The 10,486-nt window shown below is 28.6% G+C and carries 11 protein-coding genes and 2 tRNA genes; 4 read left to right on the top strand and 9 right to left on the bottom strand.

All coding sequences use genetic code 11. The features are described 5' to 3' along the window. Positions 1 to 83: 83 nt before the first annotated feature. The 3 genes from AC4FQV_RS10660 to AC4FQV_RS10650 all read right to left on the bottom strand — a co-directional run bounded on the left by AC4FQV_RS10660 (position 84) and on the right by AC4FQV_RS10650 (position 1,004). Positions 84 to 159, bottom strand: a tRNA-Val gene (locus tag AC4FQV_RS10660). A 4-nt stretch (positions 160 to 163) separates the two neighbouring features. After that, positions 164 to 238 (bottom strand) — tRNA-Glu (locus AC4FQV_RS10655). Between the two features lie 211 nt (positions 239 to 449). Continuing rightward, the gene (locus tag AC4FQV_RS10650; RefSeq protein WP_491140102.1) at positions 450 to 1,004 is read right to left on the bottom strand and encodes a hypothetical protein; all 555 of its coding nucleotides are present in this window, start codon (positions 1,002 to 1,004) and stop codon (positions 450 to 452) included. A gap of 192 nt (positions 1,005 to 1,196) precedes the next feature. Here AC4FQV_RS10650 and AC4FQV_RS10645 point away from each other — a divergent pair, with 192 nt between their 5' ends. Further along, positions 1,197 to 2,441, top strand: a complete 1,245-nt coding sequence (locus AC4FQV_RS10645) for a BaiN/RdsA family NAD(P)/FAD-dependent oxidoreductase (RefSeq protein WP_491165473.1) — start codon at positions 1,197 to 1,199, stop codon at positions 2,439 to 2,441. A gap of 83 nt (positions 2,442 to 2,524) precedes the next feature. Here AC4FQV_RS10645 and AC4FQV_RS10640 read toward each other — a convergent pair whose 3' ends face one another. The 6 genes from AC4FQV_RS10640 to AC4FQV_RS10615 form a co-directional block, all read right to left on the bottom strand. After that, the gene (locus AC4FQV_RS10640; protein WP_491140104.1) at positions 2,525 to 3,283 is read right to left on the bottom strand and encodes an acyl-ACP thioesterase domain-containing protein; all 759 of its coding nucleotides are present in this window, start codon (positions 3,281 to 3,283) and stop codon (positions 2,525 to 2,527) included. 21 nt (positions 3,284 to 3,304) lie between these two features. Continuing rightward, positions 3,305 to 4,045: an acyl-[acyl-carrier-protein] thioesterase gene (locus tag AC4FQV_RS10635; protein ID WP_491140105.1), complete on the bottom strand. Its 741-nt coding sequence runs from the start codon at positions 4,043 to 4,045 to the stop codon at positions 3,305 to 3,307. A gap of 131 nt (positions 4,046 to 4,176) precedes the next feature. After that, positions 4,177 to 4,719, bottom strand: coding sequence for an NADH peroxidase (locus tag AC4FQV_RS10630; protein WP_491140107.1), 543 nt, complete (start codon positions 4,717 to 4,719; stop codon positions 4,177 to 4,179). A gap of 255 nt (positions 4,720 to 4,974) precedes the next feature. Then, on the bottom strand, positions 4,975 to 5,166 hold the full coding sequence (locus AC4FQV_RS10625; RefSeq protein WP_491140108.1) for a DUF1858 domain-containing protein: 192 nt from the start codon (positions 5,164 to 5,166) through the stop codon (positions 4,975 to 4,977). Positions 5,167 to 5,271: 105 nt separating this feature from the next. Further along, positions 5,272 to 5,751, bottom strand: a complete 480-nt coding sequence (locus tag AC4FQV_RS10620; RefSeq protein WP_491165472.1) for an NUDIX hydrolase — start codon at positions 5,749 to 5,751, stop codon at positions 5,272 to 5,274. Between the two features lie 110 nt (positions 5,752 to 5,861). Then, a complete protein-coding gene (locus tag AC4FQV_RS10615; RefSeq protein WP_491140110.1) occupies positions 5,862 to 7,148 on the bottom strand; it encodes an adenylosuccinate synthase in 1,287 nt (428 codons plus the stop codon). A gap of 450 nt (positions 7,149 to 7,598) precedes the next feature. Here AC4FQV_RS10615 and sdaAB point away from each other — a divergent pair, with 450 nt between their 5' ends. The 3 genes from sdaAB to AC4FQV_RS10600 all read left to right on the top strand — a co-directional run bounded on the left by sdaAB (position 7,599) and on the right by AC4FQV_RS10600 (position 10,483). Next, positions 7,599 to 8,279, top strand: coding sequence for an L-serine ammonia-lyase, iron-sulfur-dependent subunit beta (gene sdaAB, locus AC4FQV_RS10610; protein WP_491140111.1), 681 nt, complete (start codon positions 7,599 to 7,601; stop codon positions 8,277 to 8,279). Beyond that, positions 8,280 to 9,161 (top strand): L-serine ammonia-lyase, iron-sulfur-dependent, subunit alpha, encoded by an 882-nt coding sequence (sdaAA, locus tag AC4FQV_RS10605; RefSeq protein ID WP_491165471.1) that lies wholly within the window; start codon positions 8,280 to 8,282, stop codon positions 9,159 to 9,161. A 149-nt stretch (positions 9,162 to 9,310) separates the two neighbouring features. After that, the gene (locus tag AC4FQV_RS10600) at positions 9,311 to 10,483 is read left to right on the top strand and encodes an SIS domain-containing protein (protein ID WP_491165470.1); all 1,173 of its coding nucleotides are present in this window, start codon (positions 9,311 to 9,313) and stop codon (positions 10,481 to 10,483) included. The last annotated feature ends 3 nt before the right edge of the window (positions 10,484 to 10,486 follow it).

Here is a 10,486-nt window from a genome sequence, read left to right as displayed (position 1 = left end):
TCAGAAGGGGCTCGAACCCTCGACCTCCGGCGTGACAGGCCGGCACTCTAACCAACTGAGCTACTGAGCCATTAAAAGTTTTATGGTGGTCGCAACAGGGATCGAACCTGTGACCCCCTGCTTGTAAGGCAGGTGCTCTCCCAGCTGAGCTATGCGACCATGTTGGTGACCCCTAGGGGAATCGAACCCCTGTTACCACCGTGAAAGGGTGGTGTCTTAACCGCTTGACCAAGGGGCCACATTAACTCTTAAAACCACATCATTTTGACCAGTTTTAGCTTTAAACTAAATTTGTTTATTTTGTTTTTGTCTTTCGCTCTTGGCGACCTGACAAGGTTTATAATACCCAAAAATTAAAGTTATGTCAACAGTTTTTTTAGTTATTTTAAGCTATTTATAGCTATTTAATAAAATTATTTTTCAATTTCTCTATTTTACTCAAAATTACTCTATTTTTCTATTTTTTTGACTATTTTTTTATATATACTTAATTGTCTTTCTCTCCAATTTATTTGATTATTTAATTTTTCTATATTAAAATAGCACATTTCAATGAATTCTGTATCTTCTAGAACCTTTATATTAAATTTATAGCTATTTTCTTTAAAATTTCTTCCACTTGCTTCAATTTTTATGGGATATCTCCCATTTAAATACACAAGTATATCTTTATCCCAAAAGCCCTTTCTACTTGTTATTTTAGTAAAATCATTTAAAACCACTAAAGAATTTACCTCTTCTATAGCTTCCTCTATAGAATCTATTATCCCTTTATAAAATAAAGCTGAAGTACCTCTATTTATTTTTATTTTTAACAAATCAGTATGTTTTTTAATTATCTCATCAACCTCTCCCTCTGAAACTAATTCTCCATCAATCATTTTAAATGTTTTTATTCCTGAATTATTATTATAATCTACTACAACTTGGTCATAATTCATTCTTCTTATTTTTAATTCTGTATTATATCCTTCTAAGATTTCATTTGTAATTTTAAATTTCATAAATAAACACCTCCTGTAATATTATTTCTCACCAAATAAAATAATATTACCTTTCATTTTTTCTCTTTAAGTATCTATAAACACTTAAATATGATACAATTCAAGTTTAGAAATGTTATGATAAAAAATATAATAAATTTTAAAATTATTTGATTATTAATAGATAAACTTAGAAAGGAGAATTTTAAAATTATGATATATCATGATGTAGTTATTTTAGGAGGTGGAGCCTCTGGTATGACAGCTGCAATTACAGCTAAAGATTTTGGTTTAGATGTTGCTATAGTTGAAGGAACTGATAGAGTCGGTAAGAAAATTCTTACTACTGGAAATGGAAGATGTAATATAACAAATTCTTTAATCAGTTTCCCTTATAAAAATTTTCATAGTGAAAATGATGGATTTTTTATAAAAACTTTAGATAAATTTTCTGTAGAAGATACTAAAGCATTTTTTCTTAATTTAGGATTGCCTTTTGTAGAACTTGAAAAAGGTAAAAATTATCCACAATCGCTTCAGGCCTCTTCTGTTTTAGATATTTTAAAAATGGCTTTAGAAGAAAGAGAAATACCTATTTACACTTCCTATAAAGTAAAATCTATAAGTAAAGCAAAGGGGAAATTTAAATTATCCACAGGAAATGAAGAATCTCCTGTGATTAAGTGCAAAAAATTAATAATGGCTTGTGGAGGAAAATCCGCCCCTAAAACTGGTTCAGATGGTTCTGCATATAATCTTGCTAAAAATTTTGGTCATTCTATTATTGAACCTAATCCAGCTATAGTGCAGTTAAAATTATCTCATAATAAACTTAAAGCTTTATCTGGAATAAAATTTAATGGATATGCTGAAGTTTTATGTAATGGTGAAAGTATTAGAAAAGAATTTGGAGAAATTCTTTTTACAGACTACGGAATCTCTGGCCCTCCAATATTACAAATATCTAGAGAAGCATCTTTAGGTTGTTTTAAAGGAAAAGATGTTAAAATAATTGTTGATATGATGCCTGATAAATCTTTAAAAGAACTAGAAGATTTTCTTGAAGGGCATTTTGCTATATTCTCTTGTAGAGAAGTTATAAATTCTCTTATAGGTATTATTAATAAAAAAATGATACCTGTTTTGTTAAGGGAGGCTGGTGTAGATAATTTGCATAAACCCTGTTATGAACTTACTTGGAAAGAAAAAAAGAACTTAATAAAGCTTATGAAATCTTGGGAGTTTAAATGTATAGGAACAAATGGCTTTCAAGCAGCACAGGTAACTACTGGAGGAATAAACACAAAAGAAGTTTATCCTGAAACTCTCATGTCAAAGTTAGTTGATAATTTATATTTTTGTGGCGAGATTTTAGATGTAGATGGAGATTGTGGTGGCTTCAATCTTCAATGGGCTTGGAGTTCTGGCTTTAACGCTGCACTTTCTTGTACTCTTTAATTTTTAATATTTTTTTAATTTTATTTTATAAAAAATCCTTGGTATAACTAGGACTTAAATTCCTAGACATACCAAGGATTTTATTAAAATTCTTTTTTCCAAATAGTTTCTATAGATGCTGAGTTTTCTCCCGAAGCTTCATTTACAATCTTATATAAACATTTATATCCTTCTTCAATTTCATCCCATTGACATATAATATTTACATTTTCTCCAAGTCTAACTTCTTTTTCATATTTTATTTTAGCTGATATAAGACTATAATCATCTAAAATACATTCTGGAGTAGCTTCCATTGTCCATTCTAAATATTTAGTATTATTAACATGTTTGTTAAAATCTATATCACTTCTTCTTACAGATATTAGAGCTTCTAAATCTTCTCTAACTAACTTTTCTACTTTAGTTGACTTTAGTTCTACTTCTCCACAATCACTCATGTTTATTAGTTCACAGTACTCTTTAGGAATTCTTACTGCTTTACGCTTTTCTAAGTCTATTAGTAAAAATATAATTTTACCCTCTGCTAGAAAATTATTATTCTCATCATATATCTTGTAAACTCTAGAGGCATAAAACTTTTTTATTCCTTCTAAGTAAGTTTCTACTTTAATTTTACTTCTATACTTTATAGGTTTTTTTATATCTATTGAATAACTATAAATAATCCAACTTAATTTATTTTCTTTTAAATATTTAATTCCCTCATGAGCTAGTTCTTCCTCATGAATTGAGGATATATCTCCAAAAATTTTCATAAGTGATACCATTTTTATGTTTTCATTCACATCTGAATCATAATATAAAACATCATATGTTTTAAAAAAATTGTTCTTACCCATAATAATTCTCCTAAAATAATTTTAATACCAATAAGTTTCAGCTAAAGTTATTAATTCTCCATCTTCATTTTCAACTTTATGAAGAACTTTTATTCCTTCTTCACCCTTAACTATTTTTGATTTTATAATTACATTATGACCATATGTAATTTCTTTTTCAAATTTTATTTTAATTTTTTCCATTCTATAATTTAAAACTATTTTAACTGGAACTGTCTCTAAAATCCATTCTAAATACTTAATATTACTTACATGTTTATTTAAATCAATGTCTAAATATCTTACATGAAAGCTCATATTTATGTCTTCATTTTCAAACTTTTCAAAGCTTAATTTTTTTCTTATCAAATTTGATGAATTCTTGTCCACTCCATGAATTTCATATTCTTTATCACTTATTCTAGCTGGTCTTCTAGTTTTCTTATTTATTAAAAAAGCTAGTGCATTAGCCCTTGCTAATAAATTTCCTTCCATATCATAAGCTTCAAAAATCCTATTAGAGTAAAATTTTCTAATTGATTCAACATATGTTTTAATTTTTATTTTTTCTCTATATCTTGCATATCTCTTTATATCTATTTCATAGTCAAAAAATACCCAAGTTGTATCATTATTATTGTCTGTATAATTCATTGAATTTTCTTCTTCTTGACACAAACAACAATCAGAAAAGAAACCCATCATAGATGTTATTCTACATTCTTTTCTTCCATCAGTCTCTCCATAAGTAACTTCATAAACTTTTTCATAAGCTTTCCCCATTTTAATCACTCCTTATTTGGAAGTATATCAAATAGAAAAAAACCTTTCAAATAATAAAAAAGCTACTAAAATATGTATTTTAGTAGCTTTTTCTTTATAAATATATCAATACAAACAATTTGTGATGGATCTTATTTAAAGTATCTGTTTAATAATCCTTCGAAAGCTCTTCCATGTCTAGCTTCGTCTTTACACATTTCGTGTACTGTGTCGTGGATTGCATCTAAGTTTAATTGTTTTGCTAATGTAGCTAAGTCTTTCTTACCTTGACATGCTCCATGCTCTGCATTTACTCTTGCTTGTAAGTTAGCTTTTGTATCAGCTTCTACAACTTCTCCTAACATTTCAGCGAATTTAGCAGCATGCTCTGCTTCTTCGAAAGCGATTCTCTTATAAGCTTCTGCAACTTCTGGGAAGCCTTCTCTATCAGCTTGTCTTGACATAGCTAAGTACATTCCTACTTCTGTACATTCTCCAACGAAGTTAGCTTGTAATCCTTCGATTACTCTTTCGTCAACACCTTTAGCAACACCGATTCTGTGCTCATCAGCAAAAGTTAATTCTCCGCTTTGCTCTACGAATTTATCAGCTCCAACACCACATACTGGGCATTTTTCTGGTGCTTTTTCTCCTTCATAAACATATCCACATACTGTACAAACAAATTTTTTCATAATTTATTCCTCCTACAAAACAAACAATTTATCTAATTTCAATTTATATCATAATTAAAAAGTCTTATTATTATTTATTGATGTTTACTCATCAACCTTATGTCATTATTATATAATAATAATTATTATTTAGCAATAGTTATTTTTAAATTTTATCAAAAAATTTTTTTAAACTATAAATAATCTTTAATAACTCATTTAAAACAAAAATAAGAAGTACTTAAATAGCACTTCTTATCTTAAAAGAACCTAAAATTAATATTCTATGTTATTTATAGCCTCAATTAAATCATCTAAGTTTATTCCATGAACTATTGCAGCTTCTTCTAAAGTTTCTGCTTGAGCTGATGGACATCCTACACATCCCATACCAAAACTCATTAATACTTCAGCAGCTGTTGGAACTTTTCTTATAACTTCACCAATTGTCATGTCTTTAGTTATCATAATAAAACTACACCTCTCTTAATTAAATCAAAACTTATATCAATAATTATACTCTCTATAAAATTCAAACACAAGCGTTTCACTCTGAATTATAAATATAATAAATTATATATAATCTTCTATATTTAATTTTTCTATTATATCTTTAACAACTACTCTGTCTGGCGGATTAACTTCTTCTAATGAAGGAATTTCATTTTTATAAAAAAATACAGCATCTGCACTTTCTTCCTCATCTAATTTAAGCTCTCCGCTATAATCATTGCTAACAAATATAGATGAAGCATTATAAATTTCATCTCCATTAGGGTACTTATTATAACACTCTTTTCCTGAATAAACATTAAATAAGTTTAATGAGTTAACCTTAAGTCCTACTTCTTCAAAAGCTTCTCTAATAGCAGCCTCTTGAAAACTCTCTCCAAGCTCTAGGCTTCCACCTGGAAGTCCCCACTTATTGTTATCAGTTCTTTTTTGAAGTAATACTCTTCCTTTTTTATCAATTAATATAATTCCAGCTGAACACATTATAAGTGGTCTATGTGGGTTAGGAAGTTCTTTTCTTAAATCCATTATATATCCCATACAATTCTCCTTTAAAACTCATAATTTTAAAAATATTATACCCTAAAATAAAAAATAGCTTAAGATTAAATATTCTTAAGCTATTTCAAAATAAATATATTTAAAATTTATTAAAGTTCTTCTCTTACTCTTATAGTTTGATTTCTCTTTGGTCCAACACCAACTATAGAAACCTTTGTTCCAGTAAATTCTTCTATTCTTCTTAGATAAATTTTAGCATTCTCTGGTAGTTCATCATAACTTCTTGCATTAGCAACTTCTTCTCCCCAACCATCGAACTCTTCATATACAGGTTTACATCTTGCTAAATCTTCTAAACTTGCTGGGAAATAGTCTATAATGTTTCCATCTAACTCATAACCAACACATATTTTTATTTTATCTAAGCCAGCTAATGTATCTATCTTAGTTACTACTAATGAAGTTAACCCACAAACTCTTGTTGTAGTTTTTAATATAACAAGGTCTAACCAACCACATCTTCTTGATCTTCCTGTAGTTACTCCATACTCATGTCCTTTTTCTCTTATCCAATCACCAGTTTCATTTTCTAATTCTGTTGGGAATGGACCTTTACCAACTCTTGTAGTATAGGCTTTAGCTATTCCAACTGCATTAGTTACCATATTTGGACCTATACCAGCTCCACTTGCAACTCCACAAGAAGTAGTATTTGATGATGTAACATATGGATAAGTTCCATAGTCTATATCTAGAAGCATTCCTTGTGCTCCCTCAAATAGTACATTTTTATCTGCTTGTATAGCATTGTATATTTCAACTGATGTATCTTTAACATATGGTCTTAATCTTTCAGCAAAAGCCATATATTCATTATAGATTTCATCAAAGTTTAACTCTTCTCCACCTAATAATTTGATATATCCATTTTTCATTTCTATATTTATTCTTAATTTTTCAGCAAAAGCATCTTTGTGCATAAGATCACAAACTCTTATTCCTGATCTTTCATATTTATCAGTATAACAAGGTCCTATTCCTTTACAAGTAGTTCCTATGTCATTTTTTCCTCTTGCTTTTTCTTTTAATTTATCTAAAGTTATATGATATGGCATTATAAGATGTGCTCTATCACTAACTATTAATTTTTTAGGAGTTACCTTTACCCCTAAATCTTCTAAATAATCTATTTCTGTAAATAGTGCTTTAGGGTCTACTACAACACCATTTCCTATTACGTTTAACTTCTCATCATGTAATATTCCTGAAGGTATTAAGTGTAACTTATATTGTTTGTCTTCAACTTCAACTGTATGTCCAGCGTTATTTCCTCCTTGGAATCTAACAACTACTTCCGCTTCTTCTGCTAAGTAATCTGTCATCTTTCCTTTTCCTTCGTCTCCCCATTGAGCTCCTAATACAACAAATGCTGACATTTTTATTTCCTCCTCATAAAAGAACATTAACATTCTTTTTTATAAACCATAGCGGTTAATTATCATTTAAAACTTAGACAATGTTCGTATTTATGACTGTTTAAGCCTTAAACTCTATTGCCCTATACCATATTAACAGAGTAAAACTCTTAGGTCAAGGCAAAAAACACGAATATTTTTACATATTTTTTGTTATATAGTTCATGCATTTTAATTATATTAAATAAAAATATATTTAATTATTAAAAAAATAAAACTTCATATCTTTAATTTTCCCATCATACTTATTCTTATCAATAAATTTATTTTTTAATAAATATTTTTCTATTAATTTTTATAAAATTAATAAAGCTTATTTTTTAAATTTCATTTTTAAAATGTTATACTATAGTTAATAAATTGTTAAAAAATTATAACATCTTAAACTTTATTAAAAAGGAGAATAAAACTATGAATACTTATGGTGTTTTTGATATTCTTGGTCCTATTATGATTGGTCCTTCTAGTTCTCATACAGCAGGTGCTGCTAGACTTGGTAAAGTAGCAAGAGTAATATGTGGAAAGCCAATAAAAAAAGTAACTTTTCTTTTACATGGTTCCTTTGGAAAAACATATAGAGGTCATGGAACAGATAAGGCTTTAGTAGCTGGAATTCTTGGAATGGAGCCTTCTGATACAAGACTTAGAAATTCTTTAGAAATAGCAAAGGAAAAAAATATTGATATAAAATTTGAAGAAGCTGATTTAGGAGATGTTCATCCTAATACAGTAAAATTTATAATTGAAGATATATATGGAAACTTTCATGAAATAGTAGGTTCTTCTATTGGTGGGGGAAGCATAAAAATAACTGAAGTTAATGGTAATGTTGTTGAATTTACAGGAGAATATCCAACACTTATAATTTCTCATAAAGATGTGCCAGGGGCAGTATCAAAAGTTACAACAATAGTTTATGAGCATAACATAAATATAGCTTTTATGAAAGTGTTTAGAACAGAAAGAGGAAAAGCTGCAAGAATGGTTTTTGAAATGGATAGCCCTATTACAAAAGATATAATTAATGAAATAAAAAAAGTTGAAGCTGTAGAAAAGCTAATTGTTATAAATCCAGTAAAGGAGGATATATAAATGATTGCAAGAAACGGTTCTGAACTATTAAAAATATGTAATGATAATAATTTTTCTTTAGCTGAATATGCCATTGTGCAAGAAATAGAAAACAAAAATTGTACTAGAGAAGAGGTAATAAAAGGCATGGAAAAAGTTCTTCAAGTAATGAAAGAAGAAGCTAATGAAGGACAAGAAACTAAAATTTACTCTGTTAGTGGTTTAATTGGAGGAGATGCCTATAAACTAAAAAAATACTTAGAAAAAGGAAACACCTTAACTGGAGATGTTATGGTAGGTGCTATGGCAAAAGCATTATCTTGCTCAGAAGTAAATGCTTCTATGGGAAGAATAGTAGCTTGTCCAACAGCAGGTTCTTGTGGAATAGTTCCAGCTGTTATTCTAACTGTTGGAGAAAAATTAAAATTAAATGATGAAGAACTTATAAAAGGATTACTTGCCTCCTCTGCAGTTGGAATGATAATTGCCCAAAATGCTACTTTAGCTGGTGCTGAAGGCGGTTGTCAAGCTGAATGTGGTTCTGCAGCAGCTATGGCCTCTGCTGCAACAGTAGAAATGATGGGTGGAACTCCTGAAATGGCTCTAGATGCCGCTGCAATAGTATTTAAAAATATACTTGGATTAGTATGCGACCCTATTGCTGGATTAGTTGAAGTACCTTGTGCTAAAAGAAACTTTGCAGGTGCAGTAAGTGCCTTAACTACAGCTGATTTAGTAATGGCAGGTATTCATAGTAAGATTCCCTTTGATGATACAGTTGAAGCTATGTATAGAGTAGGTAAATCCCTTCCTGCTTCATTAAGAGAAACAGCTCAAGGTGGCTTAGCAATTACTAAAACAGGTTTAAAATTAAAAGAAAAAGTTTTTGGTAAAAACAAATAAATGAAAAAATAGCATATATATTTTATATATGCTATTTTTTTCAGTAAATTATTGACATTTATATATAAGTTAAGGTAATATTAACTTGTAATAACATCATTACTTTATTATTACTGGTAATGACAACATTATAACTAGGGGTGAGATTTATGGAAAAAATTTTTGGTTTTACACAGGAAGAATTAATTAATTTAAAAGCAAACTATACAGCTAATGAAATATATCAACAACCAAAATTATGGCAAGAAACTTTTGATATAATCAAAAAAAATAAAAATGAAATTAAAGAATTTTTAGATGAAAATTTAAATAAACATAATCTTAAAATAATTTTAACTGGTGCTGGAACCTCCGCTTATGTAGGAGATACTATACGTCTTTATTTATCTAAAAAGCTAGGTAAAAAAGTTTATTCTATACCAACTACTGATATTGTATCTAATCCAGATGATTATATAGATGAAAAAGGTCATACAATTTTAATATCTTATGCTCGTTCTGGTAATAGTCCTGAAAGTGTTGGTACCTATAATTTATTTGAAAAAAAGGTAAAAAACTTATCTCATATAGTAATAACCTGTAATAAAGAAGGGCATTTAGCTAAAAAGGCTAAAGAAAAAAAAGGAAACCTTGTTTTATTAATGCCAGAAAAATCTAATGATAAAAGTTTTGCTATGACTAGCTCCTTTACTTGTATGGCCTTAGCTACTTTACTTTTATTTAATATAGATAATCTAGAAGAAAGCAAAAAAATTCTTGAAGAATTAGTTAAAAACGGACAAACTTCTCTTGATAATCAATGGAAAGACGCAAAAAGAATTTCTGATATTAACTGTGAAAGAATTGTTTATTTAGGTTCTGGTCCATTAAAAGGATTATGTAATGAAATGGCACTAAAAAATCTTGAATTAACCTCTGGTAAACAAGTTACAGTTTGTGAATCAGTTTTAGGATTTAGACACGGTCCTAAATCAATAATAAATGATAATACCTTAGTGGTTATTTTATGTTCTTCTAATGATTATACATCACTTTATGATTATGACTTAATTAAAGAAATTTATAATGACTTAGGTAATCAAAAAATTGCTATTTTTAGCTATTTGAACAAAGAAAATTTAAAAGACATTTCTCATGAATATATAACAACTAATGGTTCTAAATTAGAAGATACCTTTATATCTTTTTATTATATATTACTTGGACAAATGCTTTCACTTTTCAACTCCTTAAAACTTGGAATTTCACCTGATAATCCAAGACCTGATGGAACTGTTAATAGAGTTGTTAAGGGTGTTATAATCCACGAATATAATGATTAATCT

This window comes from Clostridium sp. TJA038, from assembly GCF_058310255.1.
The sequence above is the reverse complement of the archived record's forward strand: the minus strand, read 5'-3'. Positions and strand labels throughout refer to the sequence as shown.

What these genes read in the sequence shown, in the direction of transcription:
- sdaAA (WP_491165471.1), top strand. Translation starts at nt 8,280, where the DNA reads ATGATTGCAAGAAACGGTTCTGAACTATTAAAAATATGTAATGATAAT.
- AC4FQV_RS10640 (WP_491140104.1), bottom strand. Translation starts at nt 3,283, where the DNA reads ATGGGTAAGAACAATTTTTTTAAAACATATGATGTTTTATATTATGAT.
- sdaAB (WP_491140111.1), top strand. Translation starts at nt 7,599, where the DNA reads ATGAATACTTATGGTGTTTTTGATATTCTTGGTCCTATTATGATTGGT.
- AC4FQV_RS10625 (WP_491140108.1), bottom strand. Translation starts at nt 5,166, where the DNA reads ATGATAACTAAAGACATGACAATTGGTGAAGTTATAAGAAAAGTTCCA.
- AC4FQV_RS10600 (WP_491165470.1), top strand. Translation starts at nt 9,311, where the DNA reads ATGGAAAAAATTTTTGGTTTTACACAGGAAGAATTAATTAATTTAAAA.
- AC4FQV_RS10635 (WP_491140105.1), bottom strand. Translation starts at nt 4,045, where the DNA reads ATGGGGAAAGCTTATGAAAAAGTTTATGAAGTTACTTATGGAGAGACT.
- AC4FQV_RS10630 (WP_491140107.1), bottom strand. Translation starts at nt 4,719, where the DNA reads ATGAAAAAATTTGTTTGTACAGTATGTGGATATGTTTATGAAGGAGAA.
- AC4FQV_RS10620 (WP_491165472.1), bottom strand. Translation starts at nt 5,751, where the DNA reads ATGGGATATATAATGGATTTAAGAAAAGAACTTCCTAACCCACATAGA.
- AC4FQV_RS10645 (WP_491165473.1), top strand. Translation starts at nt 1,197, where the DNA reads ATGATATATCATGATGTAGTTATTTTAGGAGGTGGAGCCTCTGGTATG.
- AC4FQV_RS10650 (WP_491140102.1), bottom strand. Translation starts at nt 1,004, where the DNA reads ATGAAATTTAAAATTACAAATGAAATCTTAGAAGGATATAATACAGAA.
- AC4FQV_RS10615 (WP_491140110.1), bottom strand. Translation starts at nt 7,148, where the DNA reads ATGTCAGCATTTGTTGTATTAGGAGCTCAATGGGGAGACGAAGGAAAA.